This window comes from Microvirga sp. TS319, assembly GCF_041276405.1.
GTDB lineage: Bacteria > Pseudomonadota > Alphaproteobacteria > Rhizobiales > Beijerinckiaceae > Microvirga.
The window spans coordinates 993106-1013199 of record NZ_JBGGGT010000001.1 but is presented as its reverse complement, the minus strand read 5'-3'; the positions used below and the strand labels follow the sequence as shown (position 1 = coordinate 1013199).

The 20094-nt window shown below is 58.6% G+C and carries 19 protein-coding genes; 7 read left to right on the top strand and 12 right to left on the bottom strand.

Features of this window, described 5'->3' with window-relative positions:
• Positions 1 to 5 precede the first annotated feature (5 nt).
• From AB8841_RS04640 to AB8841_RS04630, 3 genes are read left to right on the top strand one after another with little or no spacing between them, the layout of a single operon-like run.
• Positions 6 to 932 (top strand): ABC transporter permease, encoded by a 927-nt coding sequence (locus AB8841_RS04640; protein ID WP_370434668.1) that lies wholly within the window; start codon positions 6 to 8, stop codon positions 930 to 932.
• Positions 929 to 2614 carry an ABC transporter ATP-binding protein gene (locus tag AB8841_RS04635; protein WP_370434667.1) on the top strand — a complete coding sequence of 562 codons (1686 nt, stop codon included), beginning with the start codon at positions 929 to 931 and terminating at the stop codon, positions 2612 to 2614. Before AB8841_RS04640 ends, AB8841_RS04635 begins: the two co-directional genes overlap by 4 nt.
• Before the next feature lie 45 nt (positions 2615 to 2659).
• Positions 2660 to 4129, top strand: a complete 1470-nt coding sequence (locus AB8841_RS04630) for an amidohydrolase family protein (RefSeq protein ID WP_370434666.1) — start codon at positions 2660 to 2662, stop codon at positions 4127 to 4129.
• A 300-nt stretch (positions 4130 to 4429) separates the two neighbouring features.
• On the opposite strand, the gene AB8841_RS04625 is transcribed toward AB8841_RS04630, so the two are convergent.
• The 3 genes from AB8841_RS04625 to AB8841_RS04615 all read right to left on the bottom strand — a co-directional run bounded on the left by AB8841_RS04625 (position 4430) and on the right by AB8841_RS04615 (position 6411).
• Positions 4430 to 4705 carry an SWIB/MDM2 domain-containing protein gene (locus AB8841_RS04625; RefSeq protein ID WP_370434665.1) on the bottom strand — a complete coding sequence of 92 codons (276 nt, stop codon included), beginning with the start codon at positions 4703 to 4705 and terminating at the stop codon, positions 4430 to 4432.
• 314 nt (positions 4706 to 5019) lie between these two features.
• Complete coding sequence (locus tag AB8841_RS04620) at positions 5020 to 5280, bottom strand: hypothetical protein (protein ID WP_370434664.1); 261 nt, start codon at positions 5278 to 5280, stop codon at positions 5020 to 5022.
• Positions 5281 to 5460: 180 nt separating this feature from the next.
• A complete protein-coding gene (locus AB8841_RS04615) occupies positions 5461 to 6411 on the bottom strand; it encodes a tyrosine recombinase (protein ID WP_370434663.1) in 951 nt (316 codons plus the stop codon).
• 187 nt (positions 6412 to 6598) lie between these two features.
• Here AB8841_RS04615 and AB8841_RS04610 point away from each other — a divergent pair, with 187 nt between their 5' ends.
• From AB8841_RS04610 to AB8841_RS04600, 3 genes are all read left to right on the top strand, one after another.
• Complete coding sequence (locus AB8841_RS04610; RefSeq protein WP_370434662.1) at positions 6599 to 7375, top strand: hypothetical protein; 777 nt, start codon at positions 6599 to 6601, stop codon at positions 7373 to 7375.
• A 294-nt stretch (positions 7376 to 7669) separates the two neighbouring features.
• Entirely contained in the window at positions 7670 to 8968 is a 1299-nt protein-coding gene (locus tag AB8841_RS04605; RefSeq protein WP_370434661.1) for an ISNCY family transposase, read from the top strand.
• Positions 8969 to 9251: 283 nt separating this feature from the next.
• Positions 9252 to 9503 (top strand): helix-turn-helix domain-containing protein, encoded by a 252-nt coding sequence (locus tag AB8841_RS04600; RefSeq protein WP_370434660.1) that lies wholly within the window; start codon positions 9252 to 9254, stop codon positions 9501 to 9503.
• On the opposite strand, the gene AB8841_RS04595 is transcribed toward AB8841_RS04600, so the two are convergent.
• The 6 genes from AB8841_RS04595 to AB8841_RS04570 are packed head-to-tail and all read right to left on the bottom strand — an operon-like array spanning position 9500 to position 15376.
• Positions 9500 to 10513, bottom strand: coding sequence for a glycosyltransferase family 2 protein (locus tag AB8841_RS04595; RefSeq protein WP_370434659.1), 1014 nt, complete (start codon positions 10511 to 10513; stop codon positions 9500 to 9502). The two genes, AB8841_RS04600 and AB8841_RS04595, sit on opposite strands and share 4 nt — an antisense overlap.
• Positions 10510 to 11466 carry a glycosyltransferase gene (locus AB8841_RS04590; protein ID WP_370434658.1) on the bottom strand — a complete coding sequence of 319 codons (957 nt, stop codon included), beginning with the start codon at positions 11464 to 11466 and terminating at the stop codon, positions 10510 to 10512. The genes AB8841_RS04595 and AB8841_RS04590 overlap by 4 nt, the downstream gene beginning before the upstream one ends.
• Before the next feature lie 19 nt (positions 11467 to 11485).
• The gene (locus AB8841_RS04585; RefSeq protein WP_370434657.1) at positions 11486 to 12427 is read right to left on the bottom strand and encodes a polysaccharide deacetylase family protein; all 942 of its coding nucleotides are present in this window, start codon (positions 12425 to 12427) and stop codon (positions 11486 to 11488) included.
• Positions 12424 to 13185, bottom strand: coding sequence for a methyltransferase domain-containing protein (locus AB8841_RS04580; protein WP_370434656.1), 762 nt, complete (start codon positions 13183 to 13185; stop codon positions 12424 to 12426). Before AB8841_RS04580 ends, AB8841_RS04585 begins: the two co-directional genes overlap by 4 nt.
• A gap of 35 nt (positions 13186 to 13220) precedes the next feature.
• On the bottom strand, positions 13221 to 14522 hold the full coding sequence (locus AB8841_RS04575; protein WP_370434655.1) for an ABC transporter ATP-binding protein: 1302 nt from the start codon (positions 14520 to 14522) through the stop codon (positions 13221 to 13223).
• Positions 14522 to 15376: an ABC transporter permease gene (locus AB8841_RS04570; protein ID WP_370434654.1), complete on the bottom strand. Its 855-nt coding sequence runs from the start codon at positions 15374 to 15376 to the stop codon at positions 14522 to 14524. Before AB8841_RS04570 ends, AB8841_RS04575 begins: the two co-directional genes overlap by 1 nt.
• 299 nt (positions 15377 to 15675) lie before the next feature.
• Here AB8841_RS04570 and AB8841_RS04565 point away from each other — a divergent pair, with 299 nt between their 5' ends.
• Positions 15676 to 16038, top strand: a complete 363-nt coding sequence (locus AB8841_RS04565; protein WP_370434653.1) for a hypothetical protein — start codon at positions 15676 to 15678, stop codon at positions 16036 to 16038.
• 261 nt (positions 16039 to 16299) lie between these two features.
• Here AB8841_RS04565 and AB8841_RS04560 read toward each other — a convergent pair whose 3' ends face one another.
• The 3 genes from AB8841_RS04560 to AB8841_RS04550 form a co-directional block, all read right to left on the bottom strand.
• Positions 16300 to 17058, bottom strand: a complete 759-nt coding sequence (locus AB8841_RS04560) for a Hint domain-containing protein (RefSeq protein WP_370435537.1) — start codon at positions 17056 to 17058, stop codon at positions 16300 to 16302.
• 706 nt (positions 17059 to 17764) lie between these two features.
• The gene (locus tag AB8841_RS04555) at positions 17765 to 18718 is read right to left on the bottom strand and encodes a hypothetical protein (protein WP_370434652.1); all 954 of its coding nucleotides are present in this window, start codon (positions 18716 to 18718) and stop codon (positions 17765 to 17767) included.
• Between the two features lie 283 nt (positions 18719 to 19001).
• Positions 19002 to 20093, bottom strand: coding sequence for a glycosyltransferase family 2 protein (locus tag AB8841_RS04550; protein WP_370434651.1), 1092 nt, complete (start codon positions 20091 to 20093; stop codon positions 19002 to 19004).
• Position 20094 lies beyond the last annotated feature (1 nt).

Here is a 20094-nt window from a genome sequence, read left to right as displayed (position 1 = left end):
GCACCATGCGAGCCATCGTCAATCCCGTATCCGCAGAAAGCAGCGCCGCAGCCTCAGGAGAGCCGCCCGTGAGCGCCACCACTCCACAAGCATCCGGCATTGCCAAGCAATTGGGCGCGACGCTCAGGGGCGGCCCCGTTCTTGTCGCTTTTGCTATCCTCTGCATCATCGTTCTGGCAGCTCTCGCTGCGCCGCTTCTCGGGACAAGCGACCCAGTCGCTATCGATCCAGGTTCCCGGCTGCGGGCAGCCTCCCCGGAGCATTGGCTTGGAACCGACGCCTATGGGCGGGACATCTATTCGAGAGTCGTCTATGGAGCGCGCGTTTCCCTGATCGTCGGTGCCGGAGCGACGATCATGAGCGTCCTGCTCGGCCTTCTGATCGGGGTCGTCGCCGGATACTTTCGCGCAGCCGATACCGTCATCATGCGTATCATGGACGGCATCATGGCAATTCCCAGCATATTGCTCGCCATTGCACTCGTGTCACTGACCGGTGGGACCATCCTGACGGTTCTGGTGGCGATCACGATCCCGGAGATCCCTCGAGTCGTACGGCTCGTCCGGAGCGTCATTCTGTCGGTCCGGACCGAGCCCTATGTCGAAGCGGCCGTTTCACTAGGAACCCGCGTTCCGACATTGCTCCTTCGTCACATGGTCCCCAACACGATGGCGCCATTGATCGTGCAGGGAACCTACGTGTTCGCTGCGGCCATCCTCACGGAGGCGACGCTGAGCTTCCTCGGAGCGGGGCTGCCGCCAGAAATTCCCTCATGGGGAAACATGATGTCCGAAGGCCGGATGTATTTTCAGCTTTTGCCGGGGCTCATCCTTTACCCTGGCATCGCGCTGGCCGCGACACTCCTGAGCGTGAACGTGCTCGGCGACGTCGTGAGAGACATGCTCGACCCGAAAATGGCGAAGAAATCATGAGTGAACGTGCCTCTGACCCAAGAATGTCCGGTGCTGCGGCTCGTCCGAGCGCGCCTGTTCTGGAGATCGATGGCCTCGCTATCGACGTTGTCGGCGACCCGGCGGGGCGCCGTGTGCTCGAGGACGTCAGCTTCACCATAAGCTCTGGGGAGACACTTTGCGTCGTCGGGGAGTCGGGGTCTGGCAAATCGGTGACCTCGCTTGCCACGATGGGGCTTTTGCCTCCCGGGGCTCTGCGCCCGGCCCGAGGCCGGATCCTCGTCGAAGGCGAGGACGTTCTTGCGGCGAGCCCGGCACGTCTGCGCGAGCTTCGGGCCTCGAAGGTCGCCATGATCTTTCAGGAGCCGATGACGGCGCTCAACCCTGTCGAAACGGTGGGAGAACAGATCGACGAGGTCCTGAGGATCCACAGCAGGCTCGGCAGGACGGAAAGGCGCGCCAGAATTCTGCAGATGCTCGAGGCTGTCCACATGCCGGACGTCGAGCGCATCTTCAAATCATATCCCCATCAGTTGTCGGGCGGGCAGCGGCAGCGCGTCGTGATCTCGATGGCACTCATCCTGGAGCCGCGCATCCTGATCGCGGACGAACCGACCACCGCTCTCGACGTCACCACCCAGAAGCAGATTCTCGCCCTGATCAGCGAGCTTCAGAAAAAGCACAACACCGCGGTGCTGTTCATCACGCACGACTTCGGCGTGGTTGCCGAGATTGCAGATCGCATTGTCGTGATGAACCGGGGTCGTGTGATCGAGGTTGGAACGCGCAACGACATTCTCGCGCGCCCGCGTGAGCCATATACCCGTATGCTGGTCTCATCCGTACCAAGCCTCGTGCCGAAGCCGAGGGCGGCGCTCGGGAGCGATATTGTCCTCGACGTAAAGGCGTTGAGCAAATCGTATGCGGGGAGGCGGGTCTTTGGAGGAGGAAACTCGGTTCCGGCGGCACAGGATGTCAATCTGACGCTTCGCAGAGGCGAGATCGTCGGGATCGTTGGTGAATCTGGGTCGGGAAAGTCGACCGTGGCGCGATGCGTGGTCCGGCTCCAGGACCCGACATCCGGAAGCGTTCTGGTTCATGGCCAGGATATCGCCAAGGCGTCGGGACGGCAGCTGCGTCCATTGCGCCAGCGTGTCCAGATCGTCTTTCAGGATCCCTATCGTTCGATGAACCCCCGGATGAGAGTGGGCGAATCGATCATCGAAGGGCCCGTCAACTTCGGTATGGATCGGCATCAAGCCTTGGCGAGGGCGCGCGAGTTGCTTGGACTGGTCGGCTTGAATGAGGACGCCTTGCAGCGCTACCCCCATCAGTTTTCCGGTGGTCAGCGCCAGCGCATCTGCATCGCGCGAGCACTGGCTCTGGAGCCGGACATCCTTGTGGCCGACGAGGCGGTCTCCGCGCTCGACGTATCCGTGCAGGCCCAGGTCCTTAAGCTTCTGGACGAGATACGGACAAGGATCGGAATCGGGGTTCTGTTCATCACTCACGATCTGCGCGTCGCGGCCCAGATTTGCGACACCATCGTGGTAATGCAGAAGGGCCGGGTCGTCGAGGCGGGGCCAGCCGCAGAGGTTCTGACGGAGCCCAGACAGGATTACACCCGTACTCTCATCGATGCTGCGCCAGGACGAGATTGGGATTTCCAGAACTTCCGTCCCCTGAGCCGCGGTGCTTGTTAAGGCCCAATCACGACATCGTTGTCGATATCTAACGAAGGCAGATTCATGACCAACCACTACGACGTGATTATTCACAATGCTTCCATTGTCGATGGAACCGGTGCCGATCGGTTCGAGGGCGACGTGGCGATCAGGGCCGATCGCATCGTTCATGTCGGCCCATTAGACGATGCGACAGCCGAGACGACTTTCGATGCCGCGGGACTCGTGATCGCTCCCGGCTTCATCGATGCGCATACGCATGACGACCGGCTATTGCTGTCGGACCCCGAGATGACGCCTAAAGTGAGCCAGGGCGTGACGACCGTCGTCGGAGGCAATTGCGGGATCTCTCTCGCGCCGATGCCCCGTTCCATTCCGGATCCGGTCACGCCGCCGTTGAACCTTCTGGACGAGAGCGGCCGTTGGTATCGCTTCCCGACCTTCGCCGCCTATGTCGCCGAGCTGGAGGCGCATCCGGCCGCAACCAACTGCGCCATGCTGGTCGGTCATTCGACGCTCCGCGTCGCGACCATGGAGGATCTGACTCAACCCGCCAGTCCGGAGCAGATCGCGGCCATGCGGGTGATGGTCGTCGAGGCTTTGGAAGCTGGAGCGATCGGCGTTTCGACAGGACTCGCCTACGCGCCCGCAATCGGCTCTCCAACCGAGGAGGTGATTGAAATCTGCCAGCCGTTGCGGGAGCGCGGCGGCCTCTACTGCACGCATATGCGGGACGAAGGAGACATGGTCGTCGAGTCTCTGAACGAGACCTTCCGAATCGGACGGGATGTCGGAGTGCCAGTCGTCATCTCGCACCACAAAGTGGTGGGTGCGAAGAACTTTGGCCGTTCGGCAGAGACCCTCAAGCTCATCCAGTGCCAGATGGCGACCCAGGAGATTTGCCTCGACTGCTATCCTTACGCGGCTTCGTCCACGATCCTCGCCCCGCATCTGGCGGCGAATGCCACGAGAGTGACGGTCACTTGGTCTAAGGGCCTGCCCGAATTCGCGGGGTGGGATCTGGCCGATATTATCAAGAAGATTGGTGGAACACAGGACGAAGTGATCGGGCGCCTTCTGCCGGCCGGTGCCGTCTATTATCGCATGGACGAGGGAGACGTGGAACGCATTCTGGCCTTCGATCAGACGATGATCGGATCGGACGGACTGCCCCATGACGAGAAGCCCCATCCCCGGCTCTGGGGCACTTTCCCGCGGGTGCTCGGGCACTACAGCCGCAAGCGCGGACTGTTCTCCCTCGAGGCCGCGATTCACAAAATGACGGGACTAACAGCGAGAAATTTTGGCCTGCCTGACCGTGGCGTCATTCGAGAGGGTGCGTTCGCCGATCTGGTGATCCTGAATCCTGAAACGGTTGATGAGGTCGCGACCTATGATCGCCCCATCGCTGCGTCGCGCGGAATCGAGACAGTTCTCGTGAATGGCAAGGTCGTGTGGCACGATGGCAAGCCCAGTGGCGAGCGCCCTGGCAGGGTCCTTCGGCGACAGTCATCGGGAATGCAATCCTCATAGGACTTATGACCTTACGGCCACTGTCACCCGCAACGTTGAGCTGGAGCATCGGAGGCGAAAAGTGGAATCCACTTTTGGGGTTGCATCCGATGCTCCCTTCTTGGAAAGAGCGCATCGTTGCGAGCGGACCCGAAGGGCCACGCTCGTGAAAACCGGATCCACGTTTCGCTCGTGCGGCCCGCCAGGTTCGCACGATGCGTCAGATCTTTACGTGAGGCAACACCCCGGACAGAGTTCAGGCGAGGGGCTCGATAAAAGTCCCACGCCCCTTTCAGTCAGCGAGGCCCCTGTCTCTCAGCCTTAGGAGAGATGCTGAGCAAAGTGCTTGTTCATCTCGAACATGCTGACCGCGCTCTTACCGCCGAAGACGGCCTGCAGCTTGTCATCTGCCAGGATTTCGCGCTTGTTGGCGGGATTCTGAAGGTTGTTGGCCTTAATGTACTCCCATACCTTGCTCACCACCTCCGTGCGGGGCAGGGGAGCCGAACCCACGATGGCCGCCAGCGCATTCGAGGGCTGTAGAGGCTTCGACAGGGCAGGGTTCGGCTTCTTGGCTGCTTTCGCATCGGTCATCATGAAACTCCTAAAGTGACGCCTTCCTGCCATCTGCAGGAACAGGGTGGCGGGACCATGGCAAGCAGCGGCCTAACAGGCCCTTAACCGCACCCCGCTGGTTCAAGGGCCTGAATCCTAGCGCATCGTGCGAAAAGTGGCCCCGGTTTTTCGCCAAAACGATGCGCTCTCTCCAAAAAGGGAGCATCGGATGGCGCATCGTTCGGAGCGGACCCGAAGGGCCACGCTCGTGAAAACCGGGTCCACCTTTCGCTCGCGCGGCCCGCTGGGTCCGCACAATGCGCTAGCTCGAGCCGGCGATTGCCAGATTGTTACCATCAACGACGCTTGCGTTGCGGCTTCGCCATCATCCTGCGCATCGCTTCCTCTGCCTGAGCTCTGGCCTCCGCATCATGACTGAGGTCCCGGATTTCGGGCGGTTCTTCTTGATGGCTCATGCCGTTCTTACGCGCTCGCCATTGCTTCGCCTGCTCAGCGGTAGCAGCCGCATTGGCCAGTTTCTCCAGCCGATCCAATTGGGGCGTGCTGGCCTTGCCATCGGTCTCAGGCTCTTCCGTCTTCTCAGGCCGCTCTGCCATAGGTTTGCTTTCTCAATGGAGTGGGTTTAGTGGGCAAAACTGTTGCGTGCTTTTGCTTCCGTGAAGGTTTCCACGATGATGGTTCGAATTTCGCCAACGCGAAACATTCGTCGTGGCTTCATAGCGATCGTTTTCCCCGGAGGTCAACATCAGCCCCTTCGGCCATTCTGCACTCCATGGTCATTCCGAACCATCCTGCCTGTTGAGCGGATGAAGGTCACGGACCATGGCATGGAGGCGGGAGGTATCGAGATGGGTGTAGATTTGGGTCGTCTCGATGCCGGCATGTCCCAGCAGCTCCTGCAGCACGCGCAAGTCAGTCCCGCCCGAGTGCATATGGGTGGCAAAGGCATGGCGCAGCACATGCGGCGACACGCGCTCGGGGCTCGCCAGCCCTGCGGCGACAGCGGCCTCCTTGATGTCCAGCAGGGCGGCCTGACGGGTCAAGGCCTTCGCCCCATTGCGCACCGAGTGGAACAGCCAGGGGGAGGGCGCTCCGCCGGAGTACGCGCGGGCCAGCCTCTGCCAGTGGGCAATGGCCGTGATCGCCCGTTCATGCAGGGGCACGAGCCGCTGCTTGTCGCCCTTGCCGCGCACCAGGAGCATGCGGGTTCCGGGCGTCGCGGCATCGGCAGTCAGCGACAAAGCCTCGCTGATGCGCATGCCGGAGGCATAAAGCGTCTCGAACAAAGCTGCCCTTCTCGCATAGCCGGCCTGACGGTACAGCCCGACCGAGGAATCGGCGGCAAGTCGATGGGCGCTCTCCAGGAGCGCCTCGGTCTCGGCGATGGACAAGACGAACGGCAGCTTCCAGGCCCGGCGCATGCTCGACAAATGGGATGTGGGATCACGCGCGCCGAGTTCCTCCGCGATCAGGAATTTGTGCAAGCCGCGGGCCACCGTGATCCGCCGAGCGATCGTCGAGCCGGCATAGCCGCGCCGATCGAGCGCAGCGATGTAATCTCGAATATGTTCTACGCCGACATCGTTCAGGCCGAGACCGATTTCATCGAGCCAGGCGAGGTAGCAGTTCAGATCGTCGGTGTAGGTCGCGATGGTGCCGGCTGAGGCTCCGAGTTCGGTTGCCAGTGCATCGAGCCAGAGCTGGCCCAGCCGGTGGTTTGCACGCATGAGATCCTCCCGATGGGAGGACCATATCCCAGCAATGGTTGCAGACTTCTTGTCAAAACGGGGGGCAACAAGGACCACTACCAGGTGGACCAAGGGACGCACCCCACAGCTTGGCCCGAAATCGTCACATTCCTGCGCGACTTCGGCAGCGACACTTCGTTAACCAATCGTCAGTCCAAGGCCACCAATGCTCAGACCTCTTGCTGCCCTTGCCCTCGTGCTCGCAACCCCAGCCTTCGCTCAGACCTATGACCGTCCCGACATCATCCGGGGACTGTGCAGGCCTGATGGCTGCGACGAGTTCGCCATCCAGGCGGCCGTCCCTCTGACGCAGGCAGGGGGCGGCACGCTCATGCAAACCCGGGTGAAGACCTTTCACGCGAGTTCATCCGGACGCAGGGAGCTCAGCGAGGAGAACGGGTATGTTTATTGCTCGCGCACCAAGCCGGCGATCGTAGCCGAAAAGAACGGGCGCACCATGGCGTTCTACCTCGCGCCCTTCTCCACCAGGGAAAGCCGTGAGACGATCCGCCAAAACACTAACTTCCATGCCCTGTACTTCAGCATCTGCCACGGCATGGAGGCGGGCAGGGCAGCGGTTCGGAACCTGCCGGGTGTCGCCCGGGATCTTGGCTACCGGGTTGCGCTGCCTCAGTCGCAATACGTGGCTCTGAGCCGGGTCGAAGACGTCCTGGCACCTGAGACCCGCCGGCCCGTCGCGGCCAGGAACGATATGCGCCCGGTGCCACCCGCGACCATGCCGCCCGCCGCTGTACGGCGGGACTGGGCTTTCGACGGGTCGGCTGACGCATCGGGCGAATATCGTGAGGCGATACCGCCTGGTCCGCATCCCTATGTCGTGGAGCGTGAAGAAGGAATGCTTGCTGGCCCACGCCGCCTGACCAATCGCGCCTTCGATGCCCTTGATGAGGTGGGAGATTGGATGTTCGGACGGCGATACTGATCCGAACGCAGGAGTGCGGTTTGCCAGCGAGAAGGCGGCCCCGACCTCCCTTGCTCCTTCTTACTGACCTCGCTTGGAAGAGCCGCCATCATCCGTATAGGTCTATGGAAGGGATATCGGAACCAGGACCGCCGTTGATTAAAACAAATGGCAGGGCCCAGCACCGGGTATCAACTTCTTGTCAAAATCAGTGTTATGCGAATTCGTGTTGTAGCTGCAATATAGAGATGACACCCCCTTGCAAAGTTCAAATGGCACTCTCCTGCTTTTCGGGGTTGCAGGAGGACGTGGCCGATGGCGGTGGTGTCGATGAGCAACAAGGAGTTTTCCCGGCTCAATGTCTTGATGGATTTAGAAGCCCGCCGGATCACCGTTCGGGACGCGTGCGCCCTGCTTCAGCTTAAACGTCGGCAGGTCTTCCGGCTCCTGAAGGCCTTCCGGGAGCATGGAGCCGTCAGCTTGGCGTCCAAGCGCCGCGGCAAGCCTGGAAACAATCGGCTTCCCGCATCGGTCCGCGACCTGGTTGTGACGATCATCAAGGAGCGCTATCCGGATTTCGGTCCGACATTGGCCACTGAGAAGCTGCGGGAGACCCATGGTTGTCCCGTGTCCCGAGAGACGGTCCGCAAATGGATGATGGAGGAAGGTCTGTGGCTGGATCGCCGCCGGCGCCTTCCTTCCGTTCATCAGCCGCGCAATCGCCGCGAGCGGATGGGCGAGTTGATCCAGATTGATGGCTCCAAGCACTGGTGGTTCGAGGCCCGTGGCCCGCAATGCACGCTTCTGGCTTATATCGATGATGCCACCAGTCGGCTCATGCACGCTGCCGTCGTGCCCTCAGAATCCACCTTCGATTACCTGCGCGAGACCCACCAATACGTCGCAGTCCATGGCCGCCCGATCGCCTTCTACTCGGACAAGCACGCCATCTTCCGGGTCAGCAAGACAGAGGCGGAAGATGGTGACGGCATGACCCAGTTCGGACGGGCCATGCATGAGCTCAACATTGACATCATCTGCGCCAACACGCCGGCCGTCAAAGGCCGGATCGAGCGCTCGTTCGGCACGCTCCAGGATCGCTTGGTCAAGGAGATGCGGCTTGCCGGCATCTCGACGATCGAGGCCGCCAACGCCTTCCTGCCGGGGTTTCTGGCCGATCATAACCGGCGTTTCGCCAAGGAGCCGTTCAGCCGCACGGATGCTCACCGTCCGGTGCCGCAGGAGATGGTGCTGGAGGATGTCTTCGCCTGGAAGGAGGAACGCACGGTCACGCACAATCTGACGCTCCAGTACGACAAGATCCTGTTTCTGCTCGAGCCGAATGAGATCACGCGTCCCCTCGCCCGCCAGCGCGTCACGGTGATCGACTATCCGGACGGCCGGCTGGCGATCCGACACAAGGGGGTCGACCTGCCCTACCGCACCTATGACAAGCTGCGGCGGGTCACCCAGGCCGCGATCGTCGAGAACAAGCGGCTGAGTGAGGTCCTCAGCTATATGGCGCAGATCCAGCAGGAGCGGGACGAGCAGCGCTCGGCCAAGGCGCCGCGTCGGCGGGGACAGGGCGAGCGTCACATGTTCAAGATCAGCTGAAGAGCGGCATGGCCATCTCGGATCGGATGGTATCCTGCTAGAAAGCTCATTCCGTTTTCAGATTTTGCTGGAGGTTTCCTGAACCCGGCACTGCAACCCTCACCAGCTGTTCTGGGTTCAGGAGACAGGTCAGCGCTAAATGACTCGCACTATACACTGGTGTCATTTCTAATTTGCACGCCGAGTGCCATTTCTTCCTTGCAATGACACTGTTGTAGGCGGGTGGATTCTATTCTGAAGTGCGAATTCTGTTACAATCAAAGGATTTGCACCCGGAGGCTGAATGGCCCTGCCCTACATCCATGTGAGCCTGGCTGAACGGCGTGAGATTGCCCGCATGCACGCCGCCACGACCCCGATCAGTTTGATCGCCGACCGCCTGCAGCGGCATCGTTCGACCATCTATCGCGAGATCAAGCGGAACTGGATTCACGACGAAGAGCCCTTGTATCGCGGCTATTTCCATATTTGCGACGTAACCGATCAGACGCCCTCTGTCTCAAAATTTCTGACAACGGACAGTGCTGAGGATTAACAGTCACTCTGGTCTGCGTAACTTTGAGCCTGTTGTTCGAGCGTTTTGACCAAAGCTACAAACGCCTCCTCCCCGCCGACTTCGTCACGGACACCTTGCCAGAATGCCAAATCCGATATGTAACTGTTAAGCCGGATCCAGACTGGCCTTAACCTTAGTGCAGACGTTAGGTCCAGCAAAAGGGGGGAGCCACCTTGAATAGCCCTGCTCACGCGCGGCCATCGAAACGCCAATCGCTGTCCCAAGCCGGCGCGGTGGATCAACGCCGTTGTTCGCAACGCGGCAGGGTGACGGCTGACAAGTGTTATCGTACCACTTCCTTCGCGATATTTCCGTTGCAACGAACGGCGCATGTCTGTCGTATCAAGATGTTCGGCACCGGCGTCTGGCGCATACGTAAGCTCGATACCATTTTCCAGTAGACGAATCCCGAGTTCGTAATCCTCCATTCCGCAGGAGGGAAACGCTTCGTCGAAGCCACCAATCCGTTCGAAAGTGTCTGCCGACATCGAGAGATTGCCGCTGACAACGTCTCTATAGCTGGGCTTATGGTTTGGCTCGGCCATCGTGTCGAAAAGTTGTCGCCAAAAGAGGTAGAGCTGCTGTCGCGTGTAATCAGAGTTAGTAGGAGGATTGGGTAGATAGGGGCCGATGACGACTCGCTCTCCTCCGTCGGCGTGCCTCTTGTTATGCTCCGAGATCAGAGTTGCCGTAGCAATAACATCGTCATCCAAAAACAGCAGGATCGTACCCGAGGCCTCCCGCGCTCCTCGATTCCTGGCCGCCGCCGCTCCCCTTGGAGACTGCGTGATCAATCGCAGCGGAAAAGCGAAAGTCGCCTGGGAGAGTGCCTCCACGGTCCCATCCGTGCAGCCATCGGCGACGACGACAACCTCCATGCAATCGTTGGGAAAATCTTGTTGCGCTAATGCGTCTAAACAGCGCCGAAGTTCAGGCAGGCGGTTGTGTGTGGGAATGACGACGGACAGCTGCGGTGCAGACTCACTCATGACCCGCCTCTACTGGAGCCATGATTGGTAATGGCCGCTGAGCCCCGCCGGGCGAGCAGGCGCCCTTGAGCCTGGCTGGAAATAACCAAATAAGGGAGCCAGACTTCGGGATCTGATGTGAAGCGCCGAGCAAGATAAAGCGATTCGTACTTCAGGATGCGTAGCCTAAGCCTTAAGTTCGTTTCAATATGCTGAGTGCTCCCATCGAAGGTGGGCTGACCTAGGGTGCGTCCAGCCCCCACCATCCAGCGGCGCACAAAAGACAGGCTCTGGCTTTCGACTGGAATGACGTGCTGCAACTTTGGTTCCGGACTCCACCAGCCTTCCAGCCCCGCGAGGAGCATCCGGCGGATGACCTGCGTTTCCTCACCTATCCGATATTGTTCATGCCTCACGCCTAACATCGGATCGAACGGGAACTTCAACAGGGCCGCCTTGCTCATTGCCATATTCGCTCCGTACGGCCCCTCGCTTACCATGTCTGGTCGCAGTGGTACCATCACGTTGCCAAGATATTGACGCCCAAAGACCGGGCCAATCTGCCCCAGCATGCGGTGGATCCACTCTGGGGGGGTTCCTTCGAACAATGGCTCAATTGGCCCGCCGAAGACATCGGCACCCGGCCAGCGGGCGAATGCACGGCAATAGGAGGCGAGCCAATCTTTGTCGACTAGGACATCGTCGTCCGTGAACACGATATATTCGCCAACCGCCTCTCGGACTGCACGATTCCGGGCGTGCGAGAGTCCGGGGGCCGGCTCGGGGATGCACCGAACCGGAAGTCGTCCACTAAACGATGAGACGACCTCGCTCGTCGCGTCGTTCGATGCGTTATCTATTACAAGCAGCTCCCACCAGAGACCGGGCGGCAGATCAAGCATCGTTATCGATTGCAGCGTCCGGCGAAGGCGCTGGCATCGATTCCAGGTGCAGATCGCGACCGTGACGCGCATCGAGCTGATCCCCTCCCAGTCAGCAAGCAGATCCGCCTCCGGCGGGCGGGCGGGCGAACCATATCCGCAGCAGCCGTGCCAGATCGTCTCCAGTGCAATTCGAGACAAGCATGCGAGGCGTTGTCAAAGGGTTTGTGCGAGGGCCAACGGTCCCTTCATCGACAGTGGCAGCCCTTTGGAGGCCAGCCTGCTCAACCAGAGCAGCCGTTCGTGGTGTCCAAGCGCCAAACGGGTACGCGAAACTCACAACCGCATGTCCCAGGATACTCTCTAGAATTCGCTTACTCGTTCCAATTTCCTCCCGTTGCGCAGGTTCTGGCAGCCGCGGCAGCCGTGGATGAGTCATGCTGTGAGCGCCGATTTCGATAAGCCCTCCGTCAGCGAGGCGCAAAAGTTCGTCATGCGTCATCACGGCATGCTTCGCGCGCATCCCAGACGGCTGCGGCTCGCGAGACAGTGCTTCATGGAGGAGCATCTGACGTTGCGGCGCAGGGATCTCATAGAGCGTTCGATGCAGGTCGCGTACGTCATCCAACGTCGCTCCGGGTCGTTCTAGTATCCGGTCAATCTCGTCCCACCAAAACTCACGATTACTTCCGATCTGTCCCGCAGTCACGAAGAACGTTGCGGGTATGTCGTACTTTTCAAGCAGAGGTCGAGCAGTATGCAGGTTGTCGGCATAACCATCATCGAATGTGACACACACAGACTCAGCAGAGCGCCGCAGCGAGCCGTGCAGAGTGCCTATATCCCGAAACAAGATGGGGCGGTTATATGCGCTTAGGACTTCAAGATGCTCAGCAAAATTGCGCGGCGATACTGCGAGTCCGAACGGGTCCGGAGACAGGTCGGCGATGCGGTGGTAACCTAACACGAGGGTACGCGAGCCGCTGCACAGCCGTTGCCAGCGCAGCTTAAGCTCCAGTTTCGTGCACTCAAGTGCCTGTCGCAACCCACTCATAGCGGATCCGCCGGGCGAACCGCCTTGACAGCAATAATAACATCATAGGCGGGATCGTGCACTTCCAGCTCCGCCGGCTCGAGTTCCCTATCGGCAAGTCCATAGAGGAACGCTGTTGCCGCAAGGACATTGCCATAGGAATCGAGGCAGACATTCGATTCACCAAAAATCGGATGGAAGAGCCGGCGCGCCGAGTTTCGCGTGAAGGACCAACACCAACTGCTACCCCATTCAGCGTCTCCTGTGTGCGTGATCCCTGGAAATGTTGCAAGTATAGTACCCCCAGGCTTGAGAATGCGGCGGATGGTGCGCAGGGCAGCCGGCACATCGAAGATCAACTGCAAGGTCTGCGTCAGGATAATGCAATCGAAGCTACTGTCCGGTATGTGTTCGGCGCAAGTGAGATCAGCGATGATGGTAGCCTGTGGATTGCCTTCATTGACATGAAGGACATCGCTGGAAACAACACGGGTGCCACCATATTTGCGGGTATAGTGAGCATCACCAATCTCGAGCACGCGACCGCGAATGTCCGCTCGATTCTCGTCCAGAAATTTCTCAATGTAATAGCGATCCAGCGCGCGGCCTCGGTCTTGTCCCCAATTGCGGCTGATCGGTGTGGTTCGTCTGAGATTGCCGAAGCGCACCCGTCGAGGATGAGGGCCCCGCGAGCCGAAGCACCAGCGCCCGATCTTATGGACCAACCTCCCAAACCGCAATATCGAAGGAATGGCGTTATCGAGGTAGGCAGTCGTCAAAGCGGGAGGTCCTTTCCCATCCTTGGAGTTCGATATCATAGTGCCCGCCTGTCACTATCGTGGTAATGGCTTGCCATCTCTTCGATAACGGAGAACTCGCAATAGACGACACCGTATGATGAGGTGCTGATACTGAGGCCCTGTGCCCGGGGAGACACGACTTCGAGTTCGAAGGCCGGCTCGATGAAATCGTAGGCTGCCACGACGGTGTCACCCGCCCAGAGGCTGACTGGGTAGCGACCTGGCATTAGATTTACAGCGGCGAACCTGAATTCGAAAACATTGTTCCCAGGAGCGATACGTACGGTCCGTCCTAGATCGTTCGTGTCGGCACAGACCAGCAATTGCCCCTCGTATGAGTGGATGCAGAATGCGAGAGACTCCAGCACCTGCCGTGATTTGGCTTCCACTTCAATGCGCACCCGGAGCGGGCCGCCTGCCCTAACTGGTTCTGCCTTTTTAACAGGATCGCCCGAGAATGAGACACTTCGGAATCGCACCTCTCCTGAACCAGTTCGCTCAATCTCCTGAAGGGAAATCATTGACCCTGGTGCCGTCTTCTGGATACCGGAGGTCAGATATTCAGACACCACTTCGCTCACGGAACCGTCCGCCGCAATTCCGCCTCGCGCTAGCAATAGACAGCGGCTACACAGTCGCTGCACCATATCAAGGTTGTGACTCACAAAGACTACCGTGCGGCCCTCGCTAGCCACCTCCCCTATCTTTCCTAAACATTTTTTCTGAAAGTCCGCATCACCGACTGCAAGCACCTCATCGACGACTAGGATGTCGGGTTCTAAATGCGCAGCCACCGCAAATCCGAGTCGCAAGTACATGCCGCTTGAGTAATGCTTGACAGGTGTATCGAGGAAACGCTCGATCGCAGCGAAGGCAACGATTTCATCGAACTTGCGGGCAATCTCGGCTCGGCCCATACCTAAAATTGCACCATTGAGAAAAATATTCTCTCTGCCGCTCAATTCAGAGTGAAATCCTGTGCCTACCTCAAGAAGCGACCCTACCCGACCTCGTACGGCTATTTCACCGGTCGTCGGCTCGGTAATCCGAGACAAAATTTTCAGTAAGGTGCTCTTGCCAGCGCCGTTTCGGCCGATGACACCCAGCACTTCGCCCTGCCGTAACTCAAAATTTACGTCGCGTAACGCCCAGAATGACCCGGCGTTCGATGGAGTCTTGCACTGCCGAAAGGGACGCAGAAGCCGCCCCGCAGTGTCGGCTATTGTGTCGCGAAGTGTATTATGTCGGCTTCTGGCCGCGCCGATGGCGAACTCCTTGCCGACACCCTTAGCGATGATTGCATGGCCGGTCTTCATCACACCTCGTCTGCGAAGCTTTTCTCGAACCGGCGGAAGTAGAATGCCCCGCTGATCAGGATTACAACTGAGGCGAGAGACGATACAAAAATCATTGCACTGGGTGCTGCAACCGCGGGCGCTCCTCCGGTAGCCGCGCCGCTCAGTAGCGCCCAACGAAATCCTTCCACTACGCCTGCCATCGGATTAAGCGCGTAGAGCGTTCGCCAGGGCTCTCCAAGCATGCTGCTCGGATAGACAATAGGGGTAGCAAACAGCCAAATTTGCACCAGAAATGGCACGACATACTGCACGTCGCGGTAGCGCACATTCAAAGCCGCGAACCACAGACCAATTCCAAGCGCAGTCACCAGCGCGAGTAGCAACAGCAACGGCAGCCAGATTATATTGTAAGTTGGTAATATGCCATAAAACAGCATCATGCTGATCAGCACGGCAAAAGCCAGAAGGAAGTCCACAATACCCGCGACGACGGTAGCGACCGGTATCGCAATGCGCGGGAAATACACCTTCTTGATTAGGTTTTGGTTGGCTACAAGGCTACCTGCTGATTGTGCAAGTCCATTGGCGAAGAAAGCCCAGGGTACAAGAGCCGCAAAGCTGAAAATTGGGTATGGCAGCCGGTCCGAAGGCATACCGGCCAGATGCCCGAAGAAGACGCTGAAGATAACCATCGCGAAGAAGGGCTGGATTATCGCCCAGGATGCGCCTAACGCAGTCTGCTTGTAACGGACCTTCACATCGCGCCAAATTAGGAAGTACAACAGTTCGCGATACTGCCATATCTCGCGCATATCCAGCGAACGCCAGCCGTAACTCGGACGAATGACTACCAGCGGGGGTTGCTGCGTCATTCGAGGAGTCACATGCGACGCTGCACCAGAAGTGGCTGCGTTCAATGTCTGGCCGTATTTTCCGCGCCTTTGCAACGATACGCCCCCGGCATGCGATTGAGCTGAACCATATAAAACCTAAAGCAAGCAGCCAATGCTACTCATGCCTCCTGCTATAGGACTTAGTAGTAAAATACCTGTCTTGGTTGTTGGCGAGGGCAAGCTGCCGCGTTATACCTAAGGGCGTAACGCCTCCCCTTCCGAGGTATACTGGCTCACCGACGAAGCCGTGAGCCACCTCAGGGATGTCTGTCTCGACGATGAGACGCCACCTGGATCCGCCTGTGCGCTACACCTCCACGAGCCACTGGAACAGCGAGGCAACCCATCATGTGGATCCCATGGATCTGATCGCCACGCCCGAGCTCTTCGAAGTCCGGCTCCGATGGCGGATCTGCCCGAAACGCGCGGATCTCGTCTCGAAGCTCAGCCGAAGCGGCATCTTCGGCTCGCGCAAGGCTCATCGCCTCGCCTACCGCTCTCGGCGCGAAAACCCCTGTGACCGAGCCATCAGTCAGGCGTTCAAGCACCAGGGACAACTTGGATCCAATGACGGCATCGGAGCTCCACCGACGGGCCCAAGGGTATGGGCTGGCCCACCTTCGAACGCAGGATGCAGCTGATTGAGGCCGCCCAAGCGCTCTTCAAGTCCCATCTATACCGCCTCCTCCGGAAGCTCTTCTGAGATGGATCGTAGCGACGCATTCACGAGTATTCATGTCGGCAAAGAGGCTCCGCCTGAGGAGCAGGGTCTTTGATGCCCGAACGGCCGAGGAGCCGTCTACAGCATCGGACGTAAATTCGAACTCACGTCCGATGCTGTAACATTTTGGTTCTGAGCATCTTTCACGCAAAACCGGTTCCCATTTTCCACGTCCGATACTCTAGCCGGCGAGTTCCTGAGCCCGTCTAGCCAGGTGCTGGTAAGTGTGCTCGTACACGTCCCCCATTGGATCTTGCTCCGGAAGGATTCGTGACAGCCCCAGCAGCACCAGCGCCTGCAGATGTGCGCGCCCGCCCCGAGCGACCGCCGGCGCACACGGGGTTTGCCGCGGCGGGGGCTGGCCCGGGTAGAGCCGCTCGTACTCGAGGAAGTTGCTGAAGCCTTCGTGGTTGCGGCCGTCAGGCAGGAATGTCTCGGCCGCAGCGCCCTCGGCCAGGATCGCCACGTGCGTATCGAACAGCAGATTGAAGTACTCGATCTCCGCTCGACCGTCTGGAAGAGCCGGTGCAATCGAGGTGCCATTCACCAAGGCCTGGGCGGGGATCAGAAGGCCATCAAGCAGCAGTGCATGCCCGGGCGACAGATACAGATCAGCATGCGGGGTCCGTGCCCCAAGGGCCGCCCGGGCGATACGGATCGGCACTACGCTTCTCGGCCAAGCCGCGCCGCTCTTTCTATAGATCTGCCGGCCGATCCACTTGATCGGCTGCACAGTGCCGCCCGCCGTCACCACCAGATCGCCGATCTGCAGCGCCTCGATAGGCACCTCACCGGTCGGCGTCAGGATGGCGGTGCCCCGAAGGAAGCATTGGGGACCGTGACCGTGCCCGCGGGGCCTACCTTCGCCCTTATGCTGCCCCAGGTGCAAGCCATTGTCGTTTTTGGCTTGCGCGGAGGATTGGAAGACAGTCGAGGCCATGATGCTCAACGCGGCAATCCTTGCGCTTACAGCCGCTGTAGCTCCCAGGAAGTGGCGTCTTCCGCGGCTCGGAACTTCGGGGGGTGGGATAGTACGTGACATGGGTTGCCTCCTCTCAGCCACTCCCTAGCCAGGGAGCAGCGTACGCTGGAACCTGAGCCAGTGGAACCTCTTCTCACCCTTATGTGCTGCTGATCGCCTGCCTGAGTACCCATTGGGGTTGCGCATCGGCCCGTATTGCCAAACCTCTTAGGCGGCCTGGCAGCGACGCCTAAGAGGCATTTACGATTTCAAGTACGTTATTTGGAATCCTTGACGCCGTTCTTGCCAGTCCTGGAGCGCCTCAGGCACATGCAGGTAACGTGGGACTCAGACTCATTTACGGTTTGGGTGAGGCGATGTCGGTCCTTCCGACCCAATGCAGGGACGTAGCTTCGCGACACATGATCCGCCTAATCGAAGGTCTGGCGAGAGACTGGCACGGGCTCGATGAGCGAATTGGGACGTTGACCCGCGACACCACGGCTCTGGCGCGACAGGACGCAAGCTTCCGTCGGCTGATAGGAATCCAGTGGTTGGGTGATTACGGCCAGCGCCATGGCGTCGGCAGTCGGGACTGGGGCGACGCCTCCCGGCCACAATCGCGACCAACGCCATGGAACCAACCTGTTCCGACTCCACGCGACCGCAGACCACTCTGATGTCTCTAATCAAGTCGGCCGACAAACTTGCTTTCCCCTAAGCCAATCTGCGCGACCATGCTGTAAAGTTTGCGGCGTGATAATTTGCTCCGCGCGTATTTCCGGTAGTCCGCAGTGAACGAGTCAGGATCGAAGGTCCGATCCGCCCAACGTGAGAGAAATATCTTGTCCGAAGGCAAATGCAGGAAGCTACTTCGGCGTGCCTCTGCAAATGTTCTCTGGGGGTAGCCTGTGCGAGAGGTCCACCACCTTGCGATGACGCCCAGCGCTCCCATCTCGTTTAATGCGATATCAGGGTTGTAGGCGACTGCTGCGGAGATCAACATCTCGTCGCTCGCATGGTGTAGCTGCCCAAACACTTGGAGGTACCGTGGCCAAAGTTGCCTGGTGGCCTCCGCAAGTCTGCGGAAGCCCCTTGGACACCCTAGTATGAATTCACCACCTATCCAGCGCGGCCTGGAAACAGACCTTTCAGCCACCTGCTCGAGATCGCGCCAGACCCGATCCATGCCATGCTCGAAAAAAACCTGTTCGGAAATATCGTACAGATACAAGCTGTCTGGCTGAACTGTAAGCTTTGGGAAGGGCGCCAACATAACCGTGTCGACGTCGATCAGGCCCAAGAAGTTCCCATAGGACCCGGCGCCAAATGCCTCAAGTAGCTCCAGCTTATAGTGTGCACTTCTGAACCGAATACCACTAGGCACATCAAGCACGAACCCTCTCTCGATGACTTCGATTCGCTTTAAACCGAGTTCCGCAATGCGGTCTTCGATGTGCTCCTTGTTGTTCGTGATCAAACGAAACTTGCCACCATGCCAAGCCACCGATTTCGCACAAAGAACGGCACATTTTAAGTAGATATCTACAGCATTGGAGTTCCCAACATCGAGATTTTGGTGTTTCTCATACGTCCCGTCGGTATAGAGAAGCCCGTAGAGGATCACATCATTGCTCATCACAGCGGTCCAATTTGGTGGGCGTCGAAAGATCCACGGGGCTAATGAGAACCCAACCCTAAGTCCAAGGAAGGTGCAAGGGAGGTGATGGAGCCGCCAGCACTGATTCTGCTACATTAGCATAACTGATACAGCTCTCACTTGTGCTAAGGCGAATGTCGAGTAGAAACATCCCCGAGAGACGTAAACTACTGGAGGGAATGTACTTGCAGGAGGGATATATTTTCAGCTTTTGCCTCGTGCGGATGAACATCCTCCCTCCATCTGACCTTTTACGATATGGCTAACATGCACCCTCATCCCAAGGCTTACTCCATTCGAGCTCAAGCATCTGATCGTACTTCCTAAGCTGATCTAAGTGTCTGCACGGCAGCCTGCTGGTGTTCTGACTTTGATGATTGGCCCATCCATAAAACTTAACCGCGCCTTGCTTCTGGTCTGGGCGTACACCGCTCTGCAGCAGAAAGTTTAAAATGAAGCGCCCCTTCGCGGCAACGGCCCGGAAACCATAATAGATGTCGAGCTTAAAAAGCGGGAGCATATACCGCAGAGATACAACAGACAGGCCGCATGCACCGGCGGCATATCTTAGGACTTTGGTTCTCGCTTCCTTTGCGCATTTAGACGGCAACGCGGGATTTCGTTCAAGAGCTCTACTGACTGCCAGAACAGCGGACCTGGCCATTCTCTCGCCGTTGCTAGACATAGCGCCATCGTACTTTCGGTAGCCAACGAGGAAATTGGGCACGCAAGTAAATTTGTATTTCTCCGCTAGGCGCAATTCAAAGTCGAGATCTTCGGCCCCTCCGCAATCGCGCTTGACGAAATCGGTATCGAATCCCCCGATTGCGAGTGCTGCTTGGCGCCGGACAACCAGCGTGCTGCCGTTGCCTACCGGCCATGTACAAAGATGTCTGCAGAGAATATACCCGTCGAACTGCCAGTTATCATATGGGCGCAGCACGTCGTCATTCTCATCAATTTCGAGGTGCCAAGTGTAAGCTGCAGCGCATTCGGGCTTGTCGCACAGGCTTGATATCTGCAAGCGCAACTTGGCAGGATGCCAGAGATCATCTGCATCCAAGAACGCGATAAATTCAGATTTTGCTGCAAAGATACCGGTATTGCGCGCTGCCGCAACCCCGCTATTAGAGGTCGAGATAAGGCGCACTCTGTGGTCGATTTTGCTGTACTTCGAGGCAATATCATTTGTACTATCAGTCGAGCCATCGTCGACAACTATGACCTCAAAGTCCTCATAATCCTGAGCCAGAACAGATCGCAGGGTTCGCTCCAGGAACCGCTCCGCATTGTAGGCCGGAATGATGACGGATGCAGATCTGCTTTGATTTTGATCTATAGGCTCGTTCGGCATC

Coding starts and splice junctions, on each gene's coding strand:
- AB8841_RS04640 (WP_370434668.1), top strand. CDS start 6: ATGCGAGCCATCGTCAATCCCGTATCCGCAGAAAGCAGCGCCGCAGCC.
- AB8841_RS04635 (WP_370434667.1), top strand. CDS start 929: ATGAGTGAACGTGCCTCTGACCCAAGAATGTCCGGTGCTGCGGCTCGT.
- AB8841_RS04630 (WP_370434666.1), top strand. CDS start 2,660: ATGACCAACCACTACGACGTGATTATTCACAATGCTTCCATTGTCGAT.
- AB8841_RS04625 (WP_370434665.1), bottom strand. CDS start 4,705: ATGATGACCGATGCGAAAGCAGCCAAGAAGCCGAACCCTGCCCTGTCG.
- AB8841_RS04620 (WP_370434664.1), bottom strand. CDS start 5,280: ATGGCAGAGCGGCCTGAGAAGACGGAAGAGCCTGAGACCGATGGCAAG.
- AB8841_RS04615 (WP_370434663.1), bottom strand. CDS start 6,411: ATGCGTGCAAACCACCGGCTGGGCCAGCTCTGGCTCGATGCACTGGCA.
- AB8841_RS04610 (WP_370434662.1), top strand. CDS start 6,599: ATGCTCAGACCTCTTGCTGCCCTTGCCCTCGTGCTCGCAACCCCAGCC.
- AB8841_RS04605 (WP_370434661.1), top strand. CDS start 7,670: ATGGCGGTGGTGTCGATGAGCAACAAGGAGTTTTCCCGGCTCAATGTC.
- AB8841_RS04600 (WP_370434660.1), top strand. CDS start 9,252: ATGGCCCTGCCCTACATCCATGTGAGCCTGGCTGAACGGCGTGAGATT.
- AB8841_RS04595 (WP_370434659.1), bottom strand. CDS start 10,513: ATGAGTGAGTCTGCACCGCAGCTGTCCGTCGTCATTCCCACACACAAC.
- AB8841_RS04590 (WP_370434658.1), bottom strand. CDS start 11,466: ATGCGCGTCACGGTCGCGATCTGCACCTGGAATCGATGCCAGCGCCTT.
- AB8841_RS04585 (WP_370434657.1), bottom strand. CDS start 12,427: ATGAGTGGGTTGCGACAGGCACTTGAGTGCACGAAACTGGAGCTTAAG.
- AB8841_RS04575 (WP_370434655.1), bottom strand. CDS start 14,522: ATGAAGACCGGCCATGCAATCATCGCTAAGGGTGTCGGCAAGGAGTTC.
- AB8841_RS04570 (WP_370434654.1), bottom strand. CDS start 15,376: ATGACGCAGCAACCCCCGCTGGTAGTCATTCGTCCGAGTTACGGCTGG.
- AB8841_RS04565 (WP_370434653.1), top strand. CDS start 15,676: ATGAGACGCCACCTGGATCCGCCTGTGCGCTACACCTCCACGAGCCAC.
- AB8841_RS04560 (WP_370435537.1), bottom strand. CDS start 17,058: ATGGCCTCGACTGTCTTCCAATCCTCCGCGCAAGCCAAAAACGACAAT.
- AB8841_RS04555 (WP_370434652.1), bottom strand. CDS start 18,718: ATGAGCAATGATGTGATCCTCTACGGGCTTCTCTATACCGACGGGACG.
- AB8841_RS04550 (WP_370434651.1), bottom strand. CDS start 20,093: ATGCCGAACGAGCCTATAGATCAAAATCAAAGCAGATCTGCATCCGTC.